19 protein-coding genes are annotated in these 21,509 nt (G+C 36.8%); 10 read left to right on the plus strand and 9 right to left on the minus strand.

What is annotated here, in order from left to right; all coding sequences use genetic code 11:
• Positions 1-10: 10 nt before the first annotated feature.
• From EDC37_RS05670 to EDC37_RS05680, 3 genes are read right to left on the minus strand one after another with little or no spacing between them, the layout of a single operon-like run.
• Positions 11-2,254 carry a DNA topoisomerase 3 gene (locus tag EDC37_RS05670; protein ID WP_132548816.1) on the minus strand — a complete coding sequence of 748 codons (2,244 nt, stop codon included), beginning with the start codon at positions 2,252-2,254 and terminating at the stop codon, positions 11-13.
• 19 nt (positions 2,255-2,273) lie between these two features.
• Positions 2,274-2,657, minus strand: coding sequence for a YkvA family protein (locus tag EDC37_RS05675; RefSeq protein ID WP_132548818.1), 384 nt, complete (start codon positions 2,655-2,657; stop codon positions 2,274-2,276).
• Positions 2,658-2,702: 45 nt separating this feature from the next.
• The gene (locus EDC37_RS05680) at positions 2,703-4,364 is read right to left on the minus strand and encodes a DUF4127 family protein (RefSeq protein WP_132548820.1); all 1,662 of its coding nucleotides are present in this window, start codon (positions 4,362-4,364) and stop codon (positions 2,703-2,705) included.
• A 434-nt stretch (positions 4,365-4,798) separates the two neighbouring features.
• On the opposite strand from EDC37_RS05680, the gene infC reads away from it, so the two are divergent.
• The 10 genes from infC to EDC37_RS05730 all read left to right on the plus strand — a co-directional run bounded on the left by infC (position 4,799) and on the right by EDC37_RS05730 (position 16,258).
• A complete protein-coding gene (infC, locus tag EDC37_RS05685; RefSeq protein WP_414153132.1) occupies positions 4,799-5,272 on the plus strand; it encodes a translation initiation factor IF-3 in 474 nt (157 codons plus the stop codon).
• A 2-nt stretch (positions 5,273-5,274) separates the two neighbouring features.
• The gene (gene rpmI, locus EDC37_RS05690; protein ID WP_132548824.1) at positions 5,275-5,472 is read left to right on the plus strand and encodes a 50S ribosomal protein L35; all 198 of its coding nucleotides are present in this window, start codon (positions 5,275-5,277) and stop codon (positions 5,470-5,472) included.
• 24 nt (positions 5,473-5,496) lie between these two features.
• The gene (rplT, locus tag EDC37_RS05695) at positions 5,497-5,850 is read left to right on the plus strand and encodes a 50S ribosomal protein L20 (RefSeq protein ID WP_132548826.1); all 354 of its coding nucleotides are present in this window, start codon (positions 5,497-5,499) and stop codon (positions 5,848-5,850) included.
• Between the two features lie 83 nt (positions 5,851-5,933).
• Positions 5,934-7,172 (plus strand): LL-diaminopimelate aminotransferase, encoded by a 1,239-nt coding sequence (locus EDC37_RS05700; RefSeq protein ID WP_132548828.1) that lies wholly within the window; start codon positions 5,934-5,936, stop codon positions 7,170-7,172.
• Between the two features lie 385 nt (positions 7,173-7,557).
• Positions 7,558-8,010 (plus strand): Fur family transcriptional regulator, encoded by a 453-nt coding sequence (locus EDC37_RS05705; protein WP_132548830.1) that lies wholly within the window; start codon positions 7,558-7,560, stop codon positions 8,008-8,010.
• Positions 7,992-9,488, plus strand: coding sequence for a coproporphyrinogen dehydrogenase HemZ (gene hemZ / locus EDC37_RS05710; RefSeq protein WP_196589849.1), 1,497 nt, complete (start codon positions 7,992-7,994; stop codon positions 9,486-9,488). Before EDC37_RS05705 ends, hemZ begins: the two co-directional genes overlap by 19 nt.
• Before the next feature lie 12 nt (positions 9,489-9,500).
• On the plus strand, positions 9,501-10,769 hold the full coding sequence (hisS, locus tag EDC37_RS05715; protein WP_132548832.1) for a histidine--tRNA ligase: 1,269 nt from the start codon (positions 9,501-9,503) through the stop codon (positions 10,767-10,769).
• The gene (aspS, locus tag EDC37_RS05720; RefSeq protein ID WP_132548834.1) at positions 10,769-12,568 is read left to right on the plus strand and encodes an aspartate--tRNA ligase; all 1,800 of its coding nucleotides are present in this window, start codon (positions 10,769-10,771) and stop codon (positions 12,566-12,568) included. Before hisS ends, aspS begins: the two co-directional genes overlap by 1 nt.
• A 97-nt stretch (positions 12,569-12,665) precedes the next feature.
• Complete coding sequence (gene recG / locus EDC37_RS05725) at positions 12,666-14,723, plus strand: ATP-dependent DNA helicase RecG (protein WP_132548836.1); 2,058 nt, start codon at positions 12,666-12,668, stop codon at positions 14,721-14,723.
• Positions 14,724-15,250: 527 nt separating this feature from the next.
• Positions 15,251-16,258 carry a tyrosine-type recombinase/integrase gene (locus EDC37_RS05730; protein WP_231040049.1) on the plus strand — a complete coding sequence of 336 codons (1,008 nt, stop codon included), beginning with the start codon at positions 15,251-15,253 and terminating at the stop codon, positions 16,256-16,258.
• A gap of 289 nt (positions 16,259-16,547) precedes the next feature.
• Here EDC37_RS05730 and EDC37_RS05735 read toward each other — a convergent pair whose 3' ends face one another.
• From EDC37_RS05735 to purM, 6 genes are all read right to left on the minus strand, one after another.
• Positions 16,548-16,994 carry a DoxX family protein gene (locus EDC37_RS05735; protein WP_132548838.1) on the minus strand — a complete coding sequence of 149 codons (447 nt, stop codon included), beginning with the start codon at positions 16,992-16,994 and terminating at the stop codon, positions 16,548-16,550.
• A gap of 303 nt (positions 16,995-17,297) precedes the next feature.
• A complete protein-coding gene (locus EDC37_RS05740; protein ID WP_132548840.1) occupies positions 17,298-17,501 on the minus strand; it encodes a hypothetical protein in 204 nt (67 codons plus the stop codon).
• A 248-nt stretch (positions 17,502-17,749) separates the two neighbouring features.
• Positions 17,750-19,030 (minus strand): phosphoribosylamine--glycine ligase, encoded by a 1,281-nt coding sequence (purD, locus tag EDC37_RS05745; protein WP_132548842.1) that lies wholly within the window; start codon positions 19,028-19,030, stop codon positions 17,750-17,752.
• 172 nt (positions 19,031-19,202) lie between these two features.
• A complete protein-coding gene (locus tag EDC37_RS05750) occupies positions 19,203-19,793 on the minus strand; it encodes an IMP cyclohydrolase (protein WP_132548844.1) in 591 nt (196 codons plus the stop codon).
• Positions 19,794-19,812: 19 nt separating this feature from the next.
• Positions 19,813-20,424 (minus strand): phosphoribosylglycinamide formyltransferase, encoded by a 612-nt coding sequence (gene purN, locus EDC37_RS05755; RefSeq protein ID WP_132548846.1) that lies wholly within the window; start codon positions 20,422-20,424, stop codon positions 19,813-19,815.
• Complete coding sequence (purM, locus tag EDC37_RS05760) at positions 20,417-21,481, minus strand: phosphoribosylformylglycinamidine cyclo-ligase (RefSeq protein ID WP_132548848.1); 1,065 nt, start codon at positions 21,479-21,481, stop codon at positions 20,417-20,419. Before purM ends, purN begins: the two co-directional genes overlap by 8 nt.
• Between the last annotated feature and the right edge of the window lie 28 nt (positions 21,482-21,509).

Here is a 21,509-nt window from a genome sequence, read left to right on the forward strand (position 1 = left end):
TATAATAAAATCAATTCCCTAATGCAGGTTTTTTATTTATATCGTCAAAATTAGCAGTACAGTGCGGATAGTTGGAACAGCCCCAAAAATAACCATTCTTACCGCGTATTCTCCGTAATTTTCCTTCTTTACAATGTGGGCATAAATAAATTTTGTCCTGACTGTTTCCTTTTTGCACAGTAATTTCTTTTTCCCGTAAAATCAGGTCTTGGGCTGAGATCATACCAGTAGAAATTGCCTTCTTTTGTCTTGTCTCATGCGCGGTAAAATCAGGTTCATTGTTTTTGTCATTGCAGGTCATATGGCAACGTGGATAATTGGAGCAACCCCAAAACGCACCGTTTTTCCCGTTGCGTTTAACAAGAATACCTTTTTTACACTGCGGGCAGACATATTTTCCCTCCACCGGCATTATAACATCGTAAGCCTTTTGGCAAAGCAGTGAAGTAAATTTTTCCTGTCTTATTAAAAACTCTTCAAGAGTGCCTTCACCTTTTGCCATGCTGTTCAAATATTCTTCCCACACTGCCGTGAAATCAGGGTAGAGCAGTTCATCTGGAAGGACATCTACCAGCATGTATGCACTTGGTGTAGGTATAAGGTATTTCTTTTTACCATGCGCAGATAAAAATTTTCGTTTTATTAAGTCATCTATGATAGAGGCACGTGTTGCTTCTGTTCCTATTCCGTATATGGCGCGAAGCTTTTTTTTCGTCGCTTCATTTTTTACATATTTGTGTATTTCTTTCATACCGGCAAGCAGTGTTGACGGGGTAAAACGCACTGGTGGCTTAGTTGCTTTCTTTTCAGATATACCTTTTAAATAAGTTACAATGTCGTTTTTACGCATTGCCGGAAGCGAAATCTTTTCGTCATCCTTTTCATCATTACCGTTTTTGTTTTCGGCAGTATAAAGGATTTTCCAGCCATGCTGTTTTTCTACGCGACCTGTTGTCTGAAATATTTCGTCGCTAAAATTAACTGATAGTTTCGTCTGTTCATATATGTGCAGTGGATAAAATTGGGCGATATAACATTGGGCAAGCAGAAAATAAATATTTTTTTCCACATCAGTCAATGAAGTAAATTTTACCTTGACTTGTGTAGGAATAATCGCATGATGCGCAGAAATTTTTTTATCATTCCATGCCTTGCTTTTTATTTTAGTATCAGCATTACCAGCCCATTCTTGCAGCCTTTTTTCACCACACAGCTGCAAATTATGCAGAATAGTTTTTGCATCGGCAAATTGGTTAAGCGGCAAGTATTCACAATCAGAACGTGGATATGTCGTTAATTTTCTTTCGTAAAGATTTTGTACAGTGTCGAGGACTTGCTGCGGCTCGTAGCCAAAACGTTTTCCTGCGAGCACCTGCAAAGCAGAAAGAGAAAAGGGCAGGCATTGTCCTTCCTTTTTTTCTGTTTTGCTATAGGTGCTTACAAAAGCTTTTTTGTCCGTTTTAGCAAATTTATCCAGAAGGTTTTTAGCTACTACTGCATCGACAAGCCTGCCTTCATGATCAAGCCCCGGCTGCATATCTTTAGCTTTCCATGTTCCCCAGAAATCCCCATTTTGATGTTCAAACTGAGCCTTCAATGTATAATAATCAACTGGTTTGAAATCAGCTAATTCACGTTCGCGGCGAACTACCAAGGCAAGTGTAGGTGTCTTTACACGGCCAACAGGAAGAACTAATCTACTATGGCCTGCCCTGCGGGCAGCTAAAGTATAGGCACGCGAAAGGTTCATGCCTATCAGCCAATCTGCTCTAGCCCTTGCCAATGCAGATTTTTTTAAAGGAAGAAAGTCTGTGTTATTATGAAGTGAAGCATTAGCTTTTTTTATACTTTTTTCATCAAGGGCATTTAATAAAATACGCTTGACTGGTTTTTTATTATTGACATAATCTAATATCTCATCGATTAGCAACTGTCCTTCGCGGTCAGGGTCGCCTGCATGGACTATTTCGTCGGCTTTTTCAATAAGTGATTTTATTATATTAAACTGTTTTTGGCACGCGGCATCAATGATCATCTGCCATTTTTCCGGGATGATTGGTAGGTCTTGTGCCTTCCAGATTTTATATTTAGTATTGTATTCATTAGGCTCAGCCTGTCGTAAAATATGGCCAAAAGCCCAAGTGACTATACCGTCTGCCGTTTCCAAGTAACCGTCATGTTTTTTTAGCGGACCTTTTAGACATTTAGCAATTTCATTACCCATACTGGGTTTTTCCGCTATATATAAACGCAAATATTAACCTCCTAGTTCATTAAGAAAATAATTTTCCTATAGATATAATTATTAGAACAAGCACTGCTATGGGAATTATAGCCATAACAATTAATATCAAAGGAGCTTTTTCTATTATCAGGTCGGCTTTATCGCAACATGTACTTTTGACGTCTTTTGGTAAAAGACCGATTACAACAGTCAGTACGGCTGATCCCAAAACAGCGTCATCTAAAAAACCGGCAATAGGGATACTATCTGGTATAAAATCGATAGGGCTCACAATGTATAAAATGACAAAAAGGATAAGCCCCTTTTGATATTTTGGTGTAGATTTACTAAATATTGCCAGTAACAACACTAATAAATTGTAACCACATTTTTTAAAAATAAAGGGGAATCTAGTTTTTCCTCTTCCCAGCATAATGCATCATCACCCCACAATGGAAAAACCTTATAATACGAGAATTTATTTATAGCTTTTGAAAAACCTTTTAGTAAATTCATCAGGATTTTGGGAAATTTGGATATCTGACTCAAACAAACGGTCCCAAGGGAAGTCTATCTTCACAGAGTTGATGCCTAAGAACGGCATATGTTTTTCTAAAAAGATTTGCACCATTTCTTCTGCATCAGTTTGTGCAGGTCCAGTTTTATCGCCTAGTGAAAGTTTTGTTCCTCTGCCTGGAAATATGTTGAGCATTCTGGCAATTGTCTGGCGTACATTGGCCTGGTAAACCCAGTCGTCAACATAGCGTGTCACCAAAAGTTGATTTTTATTTTCAGGACTCATACGCAGTGACAACAGACCTTGGGCAACGGCCCATCCCGTACTATTAGTAGCTGTGTTCCAACCAGCATACGAGTTGAGTCTGAACAAAAGATCTTTTTTCAGCAACGTATCCATAAGCGCATTATCTGCACCATTAGAGAAAGCTATATCGCCAATGGCAACAGGTATTTTAGCATTTAAATAATTTTGAACCATATTTATAAAGGAATTGGTGTTTGCACGCGGATAAGCAGAATTGACATCTTCACTTGCTTCATAAGTTGTACCACTGACATTGGTATTTACCAGTAAAATCATTGAAGCACCTTTTATTGAACTGGTAGGGCGTCCGCCTACAAGAGAAATCTCTGAGCGAACTGAATTATCAATAGGTTCATCTGAATAAGAAGGAATCGTCGCTCCACCGTAACCATCAGCATAAGCGATCGCGACAAATGGTGCGCTGCTGTAAATTTTGTTTATAGCACGCGTTATGAGCAGCAAACCCATTTCGTCTACGCCCGGGGCAATAAGAAACTTATCTGAAGATAAGCCTTGTGCCACATTGCTAAGCATAACACGTTCATTATGAGTTTGTGAAAGAGGAGCATTGTCATCGCAGCCAATTACAAGATAGTTGATGATGTTATTACGGGTTAGTTCAATTAAAGACTTATTGGCATCAAAATTCTTACGTCTTCTTGACATCCAATCATCCATTACGTTGCGAGGTATATTTTGACGAAATTGCAACATTTGTTTTTCTTCATTGTTTGTAAGACCTTGCGAAATGTCTTTATCAAGTAATGCTGTATATTGGAAGATACTATCACCATAAGTCTGATAATATGATGGTTCTTCTGTTCCTGAAGCTGCAGCATTTTTGGGCGTACGCATTATGGAAGAAAAAACGTATATAGGAAGATTTGGATAACTCTTATGGATAGAAGCAAAATGGTCGGTTCTTTTTAAAACGGTGTTTCTATCAATATCATGCTTGCGGGATGTTACTAAACTTCCGTATAGAAACGCATCAGAGGAAATTACCGCTGCATCAGCATCGCGGGCATTGTCTATTACCCATTGGTAGAGTCCATCAGGATCACCAGGTGCTGTGCGGTTGCCTAAGAGTTGTTCAGGTGGTACTTTTACAACTACGCCCGCCTTTTCGGCCACTGCCGCAGTCTGTTTGTCGGAGATTGGTCGATTATCATGCGGTACATATAATATAACTTTGGCCTTTACTTTTTTAGCTGCTGCCGGTGTACTCTGCAGATTTAATACAAATAAAGCGAGCATAACCGCCGCCAGTATCTTTTTCCAGTAGGGATATTTCAATACTGATAAATAATAATCCAAAAAATCCACCTCAATACTATATTCTTTCAAGTAACTAGAATACCATAAAATATGTTAAAAATAAATCAATTGCTTAAAATTTGACACGATAAGCATGTATATATGCAAACTTATACGCTTGTATTTATTAAATCTTTAACAAATATTTTGTTTAGAAAAAATATTTATTTGGAAAATTATTTTATTGAGAAATACAAAAGATATTTGACAATACTTTTTTTACATGATATAGTATATACATTATTTAAGTAGGAGCCACCGCTTCTCACCTGATGATGTGTAGTCAACCGGGTTTAATATTTTGCAGAGAAGAAGGTGGCAGTGTGCCGCCTTTTTTTATTGTCATATGTTATATATTTTAGTTGTAGAGGTGATTAGATATTAGTAAAGATACTTTAAGAATTAATGGAGAAATCCGCGTAAGAGAAGTACGTGTGACTGATGTAACTGGCAACCAGCTGGGCATAATGTCTATAAAAGATGCTCTGGCACGTGCTGAAGAAGCTCATCTTGATTTAGTTGAAGTAGCACCGAAGGGTAAGCCACCGGTATGCCGAATAATGGATTTTGGTAAATACCGTTATGAGCAGCAAAAACGTGATAAAGAAACCCGTAAGAAGCAAAAAGTCATAACGATAAAAGAGGTAAAGCTTCGTCCTAACATCGAACAGCATGATTTCGATGTGAAAGCCAAAAATGCTTTACGTTTTATAAATGATGGTAATAAGGTCAAGGTCACGATTATGTTTCGCGGCAGAGAATTGTCGCATCCAGAACTTGGCCGTGAATTGCTGCTTAAAGTGGCTGACACGCTTTCCGAGTCTGTTACAGTGGAACGCATGCCGAAACTTGAAGGCAAAAATATGATCATGATTATAGCACCAAAGCAGATTAAGGGAGGAAATTAATAATGCCAAAAATGAAAACACGCCGTGCGGCAGCAAAACGTTTCACTGCGACCGGTACAGGCGAATATAAACGCAATAAATCTTTTAAAAGCCATATATTGGAAAAAAAGTCACCTAAACGCAAACGCAATCTTAGAAAAGCTGCCATCATTACATCAGCTGACCATAGACGCGTTCGCAGAATGCTTCCATATGCTTAATAGAAAATTTCGGGAGGAATATAGATGCCAAGAGTAAAAACAGGCGTTACGGCGCATGCACGTCATAAAAAAATCTTAAAGTTAGCCAAAGGATATAAAGGGTCAAAAAGTAAGCAGTTTAAAAAAGCAAATGAAACTGTAATGAAAGCCTTGTATTATGCAAGAAGAGATCGTCGCGCCAAAAAAGGTAATTTCCGTAAATTGTGGATTGCTCGTATTAATGCAGCTTCCCGCATCAATGGTATTTCCTATAGCCGTTTAATTTATGGGCTTACTAAAGCAAATGTTGAAGTAAACCGCAAAATGCTTGCCGATTTAGCGATTAATGATGCTGCGGCATTTACAAAATTGGTTGCTGTTGCAAAAGAAAATCAGTAAAATAATATTGAATGAGAAAGCTGTACATAATTTGAATTATGGCAGCTTTTTTTATAAGATTTAAATAAGAGGTGTGTGAGTTTATGACATTGATAAATGAAAATTATTTAAAATTGCAGGGAAGCTATTTATTTGCTGAAATAGCGCGTAGAGTCAGTGCTTTTAAAAAAGAAAATCCATCAGCTGATGTAATCAGTCTAGGGATAGGTGATGTCACACAACCATTGGCACCGACAGTGATCGACGCACTGCATAAAGCTGTAGACGAGATGGCTGATGCTAAAACTTTTCGCGGATACGGCCCGGAACAGGGGTATGCTTTTTTACGTGAAGCCATTGTACGGACAATATATGCCCCACGCGGTGCCCAGATAGCTGCTGATGAAATCTTTGTGAGCGATGGAGCCAAAAGTGATTGTGGTAACATTCAGGAAATTTTTGGTAACGATAATATCATAGCGATAACAGACCCTGTTTATCCGGTATACTTGGATACGAATGTCATGGCAGGAAGAACTGGTTTTTACAAGGAAGCCACTGGCATTTTTGAAAAAGTGGTATATATGCCATGTACGGCAGAAAATGATTTTGTTCCAGAATTTCCTAAAGAACATGTTGATATGATCTATATATGTTGTCCTAATAATCCTACTGGTACTACTTTGTCTAAGAAACAGCTGGCGGAATGGGTGCAATACGCAAAAACAAACAATGCTATTATTTTGTATGATGCTGCTTATTCTTATTATATTACCCAAAGTGATGTACCGAGAACTATTTATGAAATCGACGGAGCACGTGATGTTGCTATAGAATTTAGGTCTTTTTCCAAAACTGCTGGTTTTACAGGAATGCGTTGCGGTTATACGGTCATTCCTAAAACTGTGTTTGGTTATACTAAGAGTGGTAAGAAACAGGCACTTAACCCTCTATGGAACCGCCGCCATACTACAAAATTCAATGGTACAGCTTATATTGTCCAACGCGCAGCTGAAGCAGTATTGAGTCCTGAAGGACAAAAACAAATAATGGAAACCATTAATTATTATATGGATAATGCCTTGACGATACGCAAAGGGCTCGATGATGTAGGTATAAAATATTTTGGCGGGATTAATGCACCTTATATTTGGTTGAAAGCACCAAATGGAATGAAATCATGGGAATTTTTTGACAAGCTTCTGCATGAAGCAAATATTGTTGGTACTCCCGGTGCAGGTTTTGGCCCTTCGGGTGAAGGTTATTTCCGTCTTACTGCTTTTGGCGATAAGGAAAATACCTTAAAAGCCGTAAATCGTATTAAAACAAATTTGAAAATTTGAGCTGATAAAATGGACAGTCTGTTATTTCAGGCTGTCCAGCAATAACCTATTTATTAGTAAGCTTTTGTACTATTTTTATCATAGAAGCTATCTTTAAACTTTATAGTTCAGAGATTGTTAAAACTTGTATAGTTTGTAGCAGTCTTTTTTTTGTATGCTAAACAATATTAGTTGATAAATAAAAGCTTGTATCAATAAACAAATTATTGCTTCGATGAGCAAACTATTGCTATAATAAGCAATGACCTTTTATATTGGAATATGGTCTATTTGCACACTTTATATGAAAATCAAAAAATACTTTGTATTATATAATGTTTTTTGGTAAAATAATTAGTTGATAGTACTATTCATGGTAGATTACTCAGAGAAAGGGGCTTATATTATGGGTAAAAAAATTACCATTGATGATTTGACGAAAAAATTGCAAAGCCCTCATCATAAAATTACACCGCAGCGAAAAGTTGTTTTACAGGTTTTTGTAGAAAACCCTGGAGAACATTTAAGTGCGGAAGACGTTCATTATATTTTACGCGATAAAGGCTATGACATCGGTTTGGCTACAGTTTATCGCAGCCTTGAACTCTTATCGGAACTTACAATTTTGCAAAAGAATGATTTTGGTGACGGTTGCCGCCGCTATGAATTAAATACAGCTAATCCTGATGCACATCGACATCATCATTTGATTTGTTTGAAATGTGGTAAAGTGGCTGAATTTGCCGATGACTTATTAGAAGATCTTGAAGTTGATATAATGGAAAAAAGCAAGTTTAAGATAATTGACCATCAAGTCACTTTTTATGGATACTGTCATAAATGTCAGGAAAAAGGTTGATTGTAAATAAACTCGTAATCAACAGTGAGAAGGAAATTGTCCATAAAATTATAAAAGAGATTTTCCTTCTGTTTAAAATACGGATAACATCAGATAATCCAGCTGATTACGATATGATAGAAATATCTAATTATGTAAAAAATGATGCTGCTTTAACGGTCATTACAGAACTTCGCCTGCTAAAAAATAGTGAAGAAAAATTACGGCAAAGGACTGGCACTGCCAATCAGGACGAGAATCCCCGTGCTTCAGAAAACCGCTTGATAAAGCTCAATTTATATTATCTACTGACAGAAGAATTTGGTCAGGTTAATGCACCGTGGGGAATATTGCATGGTGTCCGTCCGTCGAAGATTGTGCACCGTTATATCAGTAGTGGAATGAGTCGAGAAAATATTATTAAAAGGCTGGCCGCTGATTATGCTGTGTCTGCGGAAAAAGCAATATTGCTGACAGACACTTCATATCGTCAGCTACCTATGCTTGCGTCTTCTGATCGGAATACCATAAGTATTTATATAGGTATTCCTTTTTGTCTGACACGCTGTTTGTATTGTTCTTTTCCGTCTAATATACTGCCTGCTGATAATGTTATTGAGTCTTTTATGAAGGCACTTTATAAGGAAGTACTATCTTTAAAAGAAATTATAAATATTTATAATTTGAAAGTACAAAATATTTATATTGGCGGCGGTACACCGACTAGTTTGCCAGAAAAATATTTTGCGCGGCTTTTAAAATATGTAAAGGATCTTCGTACCGATGACACCATAGAGTATACAGTGGAAGCGGGGCGCCCTGACTCAATAACAGCGGGAAAAATCGCTTTGATGCTAAAGCATGCTGTTACAAGACTGAGTGTAAATCCCCAAACAATGCAGGAAAAAACTTTACAGCTCATTGGTCGCAAACATACTCCCCAAGCTATCATAGACGTCTATAATAGCATACGGCGAGCCGGTAAAGTAAAAATAAACATGGATATTATTTTGGGCTTACCGGGAGAATCTGTTGCTGATGTACATGATACGGTAAGTAAAATCGTCAAGCTGAATCCCGATGATATAACAGTCCATGCTTTAGCTATAAAAAAAGGCTCAAATTTAAAAGATTGTTTAGCCTCTGTCCATCTACCCGATGATGAAACTGCTTGTGAAATGGCAAGGGAAACGGAAAGTCTGTTATTACAGGCAGGGTATTCGCCTTATTATTTATACAGGCAAGGGTATATGAGCGGACAACTTGAAAATACTGGCTATTGCCACCCCGGAGCGGCCAGTACCTATAATATCCAAATAATGAGTGAACGGCAGACTATCTTAGGAATAGGTGGTAATGCATCAACTAAGATAGTAGCACCTTCATGCGCATATCTAAAAACTTTATTCAATCCAAAAGATTTGAGAACCTACCTGCAAAGTGTTGACCGCTATATTGGTCGACGCGTTTCTTTAATGCAGGAAGTTTATGGAAAATAGGGAGAGATACTTATGCTTACAACTGTCCCACGTGGGACTAAAGATATATTGCCTGATACCATACATGAGTGGCTGTATTTGGAAAACAAAATACGTACGCTTTGTGCATTGTATGGATTTAATGAAATCAGGACACCTATCTTTGAACATACAGAACTATTTATGCGCGGCATAGGAGAAACTACTGATGTAGTAGAAAAAGAAATGTATACATTTCCCGATAGAGGGGGACGCAGTATCACATTACGCCCGGAAAATACGGCTTCGGTTGTAAGGGCTTATCTGCAAAATAAATTATATGCCAATGGCAGTATTAATAAATTTTTCTATATCGGTTCAATGTTTCGCTATGATAAACCGCAAGCTGGCAGGTACCGCGAGTTCCATCAATTTGGCGTGGAAGCCATTGGTGAACAAAGTCCACTGATTGATGCCGAAGTAATAAGCCTGGGGGATGCTTTATTAAAGGGATTGGGTTTAAAAGATATTCTTTTGAAAATAAATTCAGTAGGTTGTCCTAAATGCCGCCCTGTTTATAGAGAAAAATTACAGGCTTTCTTTAAAGATAAATTTGCTGAATTATGTAAGGACTGCCAGTCACGTTATACGCGTAATCCTTTGCGCATACTTGATTGTAAAAACCCGCATTGTAAGGAATTGGCTGAGGGTGCCCCTGAAATCACGGACTATTTATGTGATGATTGTGCCAGTCATTTCAGTGAACTCCAGGAATCATTGACAAACTTAGGAATTGATTTTGTCCTTGATTCACATTTAGTACGCGGCCTTGACTATTATACAAAAACTGCTTTCGAATTTAAATATCTACCGTTAGGAGCACAAAGTGCTATTTTGGGTGGCGGTCGTTATGACGGCCTTATTGAAGAATGCGGTGGTGATTCTACACCGGCGGTTGGTTTTGCTACCGGTTTAGAACGTGTATTATTGGCTCTTGAAACACAAAAACTTTTGCCTGTACAGAATTCTGCCTGCGATGTATTTATTATCGCTTTAGGAAAAAAGGCAGAACAAGCTGCAATTAAAATTCTTCAGCAGCTACGCAGCAATAATTTATCTGCACTTATGGATTATGCAGGGCGCAGTATGAAATCTCAAATGAAACAAGCCAATAAAAATGGTGCAAAATATGCTGTTATCATTGGTGATAATGAATTAGCCACGGCAAATGCAATTGTACGTAATATGAAAGATAGTGAACAGATGGCAGTGCCTTTTGCTGCATTAATAGATAAGATTATTTTTGAGGTGAATAAACAATAATGGAAACATTAGAAGGTATGTCCCGCACACATCATTGCGGTAAAATTAGCAAAGATGATACGGGCAAGGAAGTTGTAGTATGCGGCTGGGTGTCACGACGCCGTGATCATGGCGGACTTATTTTTGTTGATTTACGTGACAGATCCGGTCTTGTACAAACTGTCTTCGCTGAAGATAAGATGGGAGAACAGGCTTTTCCTAAAGCTGAATCATTACGCTCTGAATATGTCATAGCAGTACGTGGCCGCGTGTCACTACGCTCGGCTGAAACCATTAATCCGCATATGCCGACAGGTGAAGTGGAAATTTACTGTGAAGAACTTCGCATATTAAATACTGCCCAAACGCCTCCATTCTATATTCAGGACAATATAGATGTTGACGAAACATTACGCTTAAAATACAGATATCTTGATCTGCGTCGTCCTGAAATGCAAAAAAATATTATTTTGCGTCATCGCGTTACTAAAATTATGCGTGATTATTTTGATAGAAACGGTTTTTTGGAAATTGAAACACCGATGCTCACTAAAAGCACACCAGAAGGTGCTCGTGACTTTCTTGTTCCCAGTCGCTTGAATCCTGGTAAATTTTATGCGCTACCTCAGTCACCGCAGATTTTTAAGCAGATTCTTATGCTGGCCGGTTACGAAAAATATTTTCAAATAGTCCGCTGTTTCCGTGATGAAGATTTGCGTGCAGATCGTCAACCAGAATTTACGCAGCTGGATATAGAAATGTCATTTATAGATCAGGAATATATATTAAACACTATGGAAAATATGGTCATCGAACTTTTTGATAAGGCCATTGCTTCTAAAGTTACTGGCCCGTTCTTGCGCATGACATGGCAGGATGCAATGGACCGGTTCGGCTCCGATAAGCCTGATTTACGCTTTGGCATGGAACTGATGGATATCTCCGAATATGTACGTGGTTCTGAATTTAAGGTATTTGAATCAGTTCTGAAAAATGGTGGACAAGTTAAAGTCATTAATGTTGAAGGTTATGCAAATATTCCCCGTCGTGAACTTGATGGCCTTGTTGAATATGTCAAAAATTATGGAGCTAAAGGTCTTGCATGGATCCAATATACTGATTCTGAAATAAAATCACCGTTTAAGAAATTTTATTCGGAAGAAACATTTAATAAAATTAAAGAAGCTACTGGTGCTAAAACCGGCGATTTACTGTTGGTAGTAGCTGATAAACCTTTAGTTGTTGCACAGGCTTTAGGTGAACTTCGTCTTGAAATGGGACGCCGTAGAAATCTTATCGATCCCGATAAATTGTCTTTCCTGTGGGTAGTAAACTTCCCAATGTTTGAATACGAAGAAGAAGAAAAGCGCTGGAAAGCTATGCATCATCCCTTTACAGCACCTTGTGATGAAGATGTCCAATATCTTATGTCAGACCCGGGACGTGTAAAAGCAAAAGCGTATGATATGGTTTTGAACGGCACTGAAATAGGTGGCGGCAGCCTTCGTATTTACAATAGCGATCTCCAAGAAAAAGTATTTGAAGCTATTGGCCTTACACCTGAACAGGCACGTGCAAAATTTGGCTTTATGCTTGACGCTTTCAAGTATGGAACTCCACCTCATGGCGGTATTGCCTTTGGACTTGATCGTTTGGTCATGATTATGGCTAAACGTAAATCTATCCGTGACGTAATTGCTTTTCCGAAAACACAAAGTGCTTCTTGCTTGATGACACAGGCACCTTCTGATGTTGACAATAAACAGTTACGTGACCTTTCCATCAAGACGACTGTAGCAAAAAAACATAAAGAAGATTAAGACGCGGCATATTGCTGCAAATAGAGGGCATGATACGCAATTTGTATTATGCCCTCTACTGTTTATTTAAATCCTTTTTCTATTATATGGTGATGAAATGAATTTTAGAGAAAATATCCAATATATAAAAGGCGTCGGCCCCAAGAAAGCACAGGCTTTAAAAAAAATTGGCATAGGAAATATATACAATCTTTTGACATATTATCCCAAGCGGTATAGTGACCAAAGTGAAATAACGGCAATAAATGCAATTGAACCTGATGCGACAGTCAATATAAAAGGTTCAATCTTAAATGTACAGGAAAAAACATCACATAGGGGAATGAAAATAATTACAGTCATATTGCATGACGGTACTGGGACGACACAAGTCATATGGTTTAACCAGCCTTTCCTAAAGAGATCTTTAAAACCTGGGATGTCTTTATTTGTGAGAGGAAAAACAGGTTATGCTTATAATGGCTATGGTCAACTATGCATTAAACAAGTTATTTCCTATTTTTTACTTGACGATACGAATAATAACCAATGTCAATTTCTCCCCTTATATACGCTCCCTGACATGATAAAGCCTAAATTTTATCGCAGTGTATTAGAAAATGTATTGTCCACCCTTGATAATATACCTTGCGCTCTAGATAGATCAATAATAGCAGCATATCATCTTCTATCAAAAACAGATGCCTTACGCAAAATTCACTTTCCGCAGACTAAAAATGACATAAAAGAATCACGAGAAATGCTTATTTTTGAAGAACTTTTTATGATACAATGCGGACTCATTTATATGCGTAAAATAAACAGTCAAAATAAACAAGGTATTCGCTGTCTACCCAATAGCAATCTTGTGAAAAAAATCTATAAGGCACTGCCTTTTAAATTGACAGATGACCAAGAAAAAGTATGGAATGAAATATGTCTTGATATGCAATCAACAAGACCTATGCAACGCCTTTTACAAGGTGATGTAGGTTCCGGTAAAACCGTAATTGCTGTTATGGCATTGGTTAAAGCAGTGGAAAATGGCTGGCAAGGTGCGTTGATGGCACCAACTGAAGTGCTGGCAAAACAACATTTTGACAATTTTAATAAATTACTCAACCCTTTTGGTATAAAAGTTGGTCTTTTGATTGGCAGCCTTTCTGCAAAAGAACATAATGAAGCATTGCAATATATTAAAAATGGCGAATGGCAGATAATAATCGGCACCCATGCGCTCATTCAGGATAAGGTACAGTTTGCTAAGCTTGGTTTAGTAATTACGGATGAACAGCATCGCTTTGGTGTTGCCCAAAGGGCCCGTCTCGAAACTAAAGCTGAACAAACACCAGATGTATTGGTTATGACAGCTACACCTATACCGCGGACGATGACGTTGACAGTATATGGAGATCTGGATGTGTCTGTAATACACCAGCTTCCACCAGGGCGTAAAAACATACGCACTTTTTTGCGTACTAAAAATGCTCGTGAAAAAGTTTATCAATTTGTATTGGCACAAATAAAAGCAGGCAGGCAAGCATATGTTGTTTGTCCTTTAATAGAGCTTTCTGAAAATGTCGGTGCTGCATCAGCTGAAGCAATATTTGAAGAATTACGTACGGGCATTTTTAAAGATGTTAATTGTGCTTTACTGCATGGTAAATTATCTGCAAAGGAAAAAGGTAAAATAATGCAGGACTTTTTTACTAATAAGGTTAATTTACTCATAAGCACTACAGTCATTGAAGTAGGGGTGAATGTTCCCAATGCTTCTATCATGGTAGTAGAAGGTGCAGAGCGCTTTGGCCTTGCCCAACTGCATCAGCTTAGAGGCCGTGTTGGCAGAGGATCATATAAATCCTATTGTATATTATTATCTGATAGTAAAAGCAGTAAAACTAAGGAAAGACTTTCCCTTATGGAAAAAATAAGCGATGGTTTTGTGCTGGCTGAAGCGGATTTACGTCTTCGTGGACCAGGACAATTTTTTGGGGCAATGCAGCACGGTTTACCTGATCTAAAAATTGCAGATGTGCTCAATGATACAGATATTTTGTTAGCTGCTAGAAAAGAAGCTGAAAAATGGTGTGTGAAGAAAAAAAGTATGCGAGAGATTATAGAAACTATAAACTTGCAATATGAAGATAATTTCTTTAAAATAACAGATGTTTAAAGTTTAACAGATGACGCTAGTAATAAATACTCATTATTTATTACTAGATAATGAAACAAATAAATGTTATTTTATAATATATAAATAAAAGTGAGTAATTGAATCACATTAATCTTAAATAGTTTTTAATATTAATTATTAAAAACTATAAAATACTAAATAATACATTGCAGTAAACATTTTTATGTGGTGATAATATTTGTATATTGCCATATGACTATTTTAAAAGGAAAATCATTATATTACATATAAATATACAAAAAGAATATAAAACGGCCTTAAAATGGATGTTAGAAAGCCAATTTTAAGAAGGAAATCATTTTATTTTCACTAAAATAATAGGATAAATGCGTAAAAAGAAAAAATATGTTATAATTATTTTCGAGGTTAAGTCTGTCACTACACGACTGACTATTTTATTATTTTTTCAGCACGTCCTAAGTGCCTTTTTTTCTAAGTCCTACTTCATAAAAAATAGGACTTAGAAAAATGATTATGCTTATTTAATACCAGAAAAGAGGTTTATAATGAAACCTAACGGGAAATTAGCTGCTGCTACTGAGAATTTTATGGCTATCCCTAATTTTGTGCCTAAATATGAGATAAATGCCAACAGTTTTGTCTTGAATTATAAGAGGTTTTTAGAACGTTATCTCTCACACGGTGAACCATCAGAAGATACTTTACGCAACTATTATTCATCAATAGATAGCTATATAGACTGGTGCCATTATAATAAACGACAACCACTTGAAATAACGGAATATGAGTTTACCTATTATCGTGATGTCCTAATTCGCTTAAAAATGAAAAAGAGCAGCATAAAAAGCAAGCTTAACGCTATTAAACAATTTTATAATACAGCTGTAAAATTGGGATTAATTAAGGTTAATCCGGCTAAAGATGTTGGTGTAAAGGCATATGAGCCCAAAGATATATCACCGCTTAAATTTCTGAGAATCGAGCAGTTAGAACATCTGCTTTCTATTATTCCCGATGATGAAGAACACGTTGAAAACATTAGGGATAAGGTCATGATAATGCTAATGGCGCTTGAAGGATTGCGTACCATAGAGGTGTATAGAATGTCTGTTGCCGATATTGATTGGCGGGTAAAAACCATATATATCCATGGTAAGGGACATAATGATTTCATATATCCCCGTAGTGATGTCCTCAAATATTTGCATAAGTACATAAAACTCCGCTATTTCAACAAAATGAAAATTGATGCGCTGGGAGAACCTGTTTTCACCGCAGTGGGAAACCGCAATAGAGGCGGCAGGATAGATAGACGCAATATACGGCGCAGCATAGACGCATGGTTAGATACCGCAGGGTATAAAAAAGCTGGGATTAGCTGCCATATGCTTCGCCATACTTGTGGTACTTTGTTGTATAGTAAAACTAAAGATTTACAAATTGTCAAACAAGTATTACGGCATAGCGATATAAATATAACTAGTAAATATGCACATGTATTTGATAAAATGGATAATAGATATACTTCAATAATAAATATAGAAAAAGATTAGCTGTTAAATTACACTTATTATTTTTACATTATAAGTTTGCAATAAAATAACAATGCTTATTAATATTTACTATTTGAATCAGTAATTATAGTTTGGATAGTAAATATTAATAGGAAATAATTATCTAAAAATGTTTTGAATTGCAATATGAAAAAGTGTGTCTAAGAAACAATTCTGAAAATTATTTTAACGGTTTTATATATTATGATTGCTAACCTGCGTAGCAGGTTATTTTTTTTATACAAAAACTGTTATGCAAAACGAAAAGCATAACAGTTTTCGAAAAAAGCTATTCTATTTGCCGATCTATATTAAGATAATAATCAAGGCTGTATCTACCTGGTCCAATAAATAAAGCTGCTAAAAAACTAAAACCGTCTTCTAATGATTGGGACGATTTAGAGAGACCTTTGTTTTGCAGCATTTGACTGCTGAATGCTACTAAGAGGTTACAGAAAAGTAAGATTGCTGCCAGGCGATAAAATAAGCCTAAAAATATCAATAATCCACCAATGCATTCAGTGAAAGCAGATAAAAATCCCCATAGGACAGGTGCGAAGGTTATACCGTAAACTGACATAACCTGACCAATAGCAAGCCATTTTTCCGGACCACCGCTCAATTTAGGAAATCCATGCCACATAAACATTATACCTAGCACAATACGAAAAATTAATAAACCGCAATTCTTTTTTGTTGAAACAAAATAATAAATGTCATTTAAAAGATTACTCATTTTAATATCTCTCCTTTATAAAATAATACCTGCTATTAAGACTAATGCGATATCGTAAAAATAATGACTGTATCATTTTATAATACATGAGAATATTTTTTTATATTATCAATTATGCAGGCACTTAAAGTTATTCGCTATGAAAAGATATTTACCTGCATATATTTTTAAACAAAAACGCCCGTATAAATACTAATCAAATTAAGGAAATTAGTATTTATGGGCGTTTTAAAATTGGCTATTATATTTATTTTCAAAATTAACAGATATTTATTATTTGCAATTATTTTTAATGATATATTATCACCCCTGTAAAAATTCAGAACCAATCGGATGAAAAGCATGGACGCAATTAGTGCATTCCTTGCAATCAAAACGATGTTCACATTCTTGTTTATAGCGAATCGTTTTTCTTGGTTCCATTTGTTGATAATAGCGTATAACATTCACCTTTTTTTGTAAATTCAGACAAAACGGTTTTTCTTTCTTAAATTCTAACCTTGTCATATGTACCACTTCTTTCTTTTTTCTGTATGATAAATATTTCGACAAACTTGCAATCATTCCTGCTAAAAAAAACTTTTTTATAAATATTTTTAAGTTTATTATAAATATTTCTTATCATTAATAAATACTCATTATTGTATTTTAAATCCCTATAAATAATATAAATGAGTTCTTATTTTAATTGTTTTTCAAATAAGAACTCATTATTAACTAGCTAATTCCAGAGTGTTGCAAAATATATAAATAACTTATTTCCTTAGATGACGAAAAGCTTTTTGCGCTATATCATGACGAAAATGCATATTGTTAAAATTGATTAAAGCAACTTTTTTGTATGTATTTTCTATAGCTTCTTTTATATCTTCACCAGTTGCTACAACATCTAATACCCTGCCACCATTTGTAAATATTTTCCCATTTTTTTCCATTGTTCCTGCATGGAAGACAAGGGCACCTGCTGCATTTGCTTCATCGATGCCGTTTATAAGCTCACCCTTCTTATACTGGTGAGGATACCCCCCTGATGCCAGGACGACACAAACAGCAGCTTTTTTGTCCCAGATAATATTTTGCTTTTGCAGTGTACCATCAGTGCAGGATAACATTATTTCAATTAGATCACTTTTTAATAATGGCAGAATAACTTGTGTTTCAGGATCACCAAAACGGGCGTTAAATTCTATGACTTTTGGTCCCGCTGCTGTTATCATTAATCCAGCATAAAGACAGCCTTGGTATTTTCTGTTTTCTTTTCGCATGGCGGCTATGATAGGTTCTAAAACTTCTTTTTGTACTTTCTTCATCATAGCATCATCAACTACAGGCGCCGGCGCGTATGTACCCATGCCACCGGTATTTGGACCCTTATCACCATCAAAGACACGCTTATGGTCTTGTGCGGCAAGCATCGGGATTATTGTGTCACCATCTGTAAATGCCAATACCGATGCTTCTTCGCCTGCAAGAAATTCTTCAACTACGACGCAATCACCGGCACTGCCGAAGGCTTTATCACACATAATTTCATCTATGGCATCCAGTGCTTGTTGGACTGTTTCTGCCACGATGACACCTTTGCCAGCGGCTAACCCATCCGCTTTGACAACTATGGGAGCTCCTTCTTTTTTTATATATTCCTTAGCTGTCGCTGCATCATGAAAAATTTCATATTTAGCAGTGGGAATAGCATATTTTTTCATTATTTTTTTGGAAAATGATTTTGAACCTTCCAACTGTGCTGCTGCCATAGTAGGTCCGAATGTAGGTATGCCAATTTTTTGCAAAGCATCTACCAGACCATTCATTAAAGGTACTTCAGGGCCGATAACAACTAATCCTATATTATTTTTTTTCGCAAAGTCAGCAATTTTATTATTATCACTGATATCAATATCACTGACACATTCAGCAATGTCCTTCATTCCTGGGTTGCCAGGAAGAACATATATTTTCCCTGCCTTACTGCTTTGTGCTAGTTTCCATACGAGCGTGTGTTCCCGTCCACCTGAACCAATTACTAATACGTCCACATTATTCCTCCTATGCATTGTCAAAAGCGCACTTAATTTTTAAGTGCGCTTCTTATTTATAATTCGTTTAATGGATAATTATCCTGTAAGTTCAGTAAATGCTTAAGCGTTACAGTTAAAATAATATCTTTTATTTGCCTGTCTTTTATCTTTAAGCTTTTCTTTTTTATATTCATTTTTCCATTTTTTGCAACAAGTAATTTTGAATGCAATCATCGTATTCAGCAGTATGTTTAAATGCTTCCTGTGCCAGTTTCATTCTAAAATCGTCAGGTACTTCACCCTTTTTCAACATGGCAGCGATTTCTGCATAATGGTCTGGGTTAACAACGACCGTTACATATTTAAAATTTTTAGCAGCCGCTCTAATCATTGCAGGGCCGCCTATATCTATATTTTCAATGGCTTCGTTTAAAGAAACATTTGGTTTGGCAATTGTTTGTTTAAATGGATATAAATTAACTACTACTAGATCTATACCTGTAATGTGATGTTCTTGCATAGCTTTTTGATGTTCAGGATTGTCGCGCACAGCTAATATACCGCCATGGATATACGGATTTAATGTTTTTACACGTCCATCCATAATTTCAGGGAAACCGGTGACATCACTTACGTATAGTACAGGTATACCTGCTGCTTTCAAGGCTTTCATCGTTCCACCTGTTGAAACGATCTCTACCCCTGCTTCATGAAGTGCCTTAGCAAGATCAATAATGCCCGTTTTATCGGATACGCTGATAAGTGCTCTTTTTATTTTCAAAAAAATCCCCCACCTGTATTTATTCTTTTACTAATACTCTGCGGCCTGTTATTTTGAGCTTTCCCTTTAAATACAATTCAACAGCTTTCGGATAAATGATATGTTCTTGCTGCAATACCCGTGCTGCCAGTGATTCTTCCGTATCATCATCGAGTACAGGAACTGCGGCTTGGATGATGATAGGACCACTATCGGTACCTTCATCGACAAAATGGACAGTACAACCTGATATTTTGACACCGTAGGCAAGAACGTCCCGATGGGCATGAGCGCCAGTAAAAGACGGTAAAAGGGCAGGGTGGATATTTAATATGTGATTTTTATATTCTTTTATAAACAAAGGGCTCAAAATGCGCATAAAACCTGCCAGAATTATATGTTCAACATTGTGTTTCCGTAATACGGAAAGCAATTTTTTTTCAAAATCTTCTCTCGTACCATACTTTTTACGATCAATACATATATTGGGAATACCAGCTTTAGCTGCGCGTTCAAGTGCACCTGCCTGCGGTTTATCTGTTATAACAATGCCTATTTCAGCAGAAAACTGGCCGTTATTTAGGGCATTCATTATTGATTGAAGGTTGGTACCACGTCCTGAAGCCAAAACACCTAAGACAGGTTTATTCATCGAATACCCCGCCTTTTATGGTTACATTTCTGTCTCCCGAGACGATGGTTCCTATTACATAAGAAGATTCATTTTGGGCTGTAAGCTGTTTTTGTATCTTTTCTACATCTTTAGCAGCAGCTACTATTATCATACCTATTCCCATGTTGAAGGTACGGTACATTTCTGTCCATGCGACATTTCCCCACTTTTGCAGAAGGGAGAAAATAGCGGGCATCTGCCATGCGGATGCATCGATTAAGGCACCACATTTTTCTGGTAAAATACGCGGTATATTATCATAAAAACCGCCGCCTGTGACATGTACCATAGCATGTAAATCAAAGTTGGCAATGAGCGGCAGACAGCTTTTAGGATAAAGTTTTGTCGGTTTTAATAATTCCGTTGCTAATTCTGTTCCTAGTTCCTGTATATATTCATTACCTTTAAAGCCCATATGTTCGAAACATATTTTTCTAACTAATGAGTAACCATTGGAATGGAGACCTGTTGAAGGCAGGCCAATAAGAACATCGCCTGGAGCTACTTTTTTACCGGTAATTATTTTTGATTTTTCTACGGCACCTACAGTAAAACCGCCGATATCATATTCACCATCAGCATAAAAACCAGCCATTTCCGCAGTTTCTCCGCCTATTAGAGAACAACCGGATTCCTTGCAGGCATTGGCAATACCTTTAACAATAGCTGCTACTTTTTCTGGTTCAAGCTTACCAACAGCCAAGTAATCTAAAAAGAAAAGTGGTTCTGCACCTTGGACAAGCACATCATTGACACACATGGCCACAGCATCCTGGCCGATTGTATCATGTTTATCAAACATGAAGGCGAGTTTTAACTTGGTACCGACTCCGTCTGTTCCAGATACTAGTATAGGTTCTTTATATTTAGCTGTGTTTAGAGCAAATAAACCACCAAATCCGCCCAAATCACCAAGGACTTCTGGACGGTACGTAGCTTTTACACTGTCTTTTATAAGTGATACCGAATAATTTCCGGCATCTATATCAACTCCGGCATCACGGTATGTCAGACTGACTTTTTCTTTTTCAGACATCTTATCCCCCATATAATGAATAAAGAAT

The sequence above is a fragment of the Pectinatus cerevisiiphilus genome (assembly GCF_004341685.1).
Taxonomy (GTDB): domain Bacteria; phylum Bacillota; class Negativicutes; order Selenomonadales; family Selenomonadaceae; genus Pectinatus; species Pectinatus cerevisiiphilus.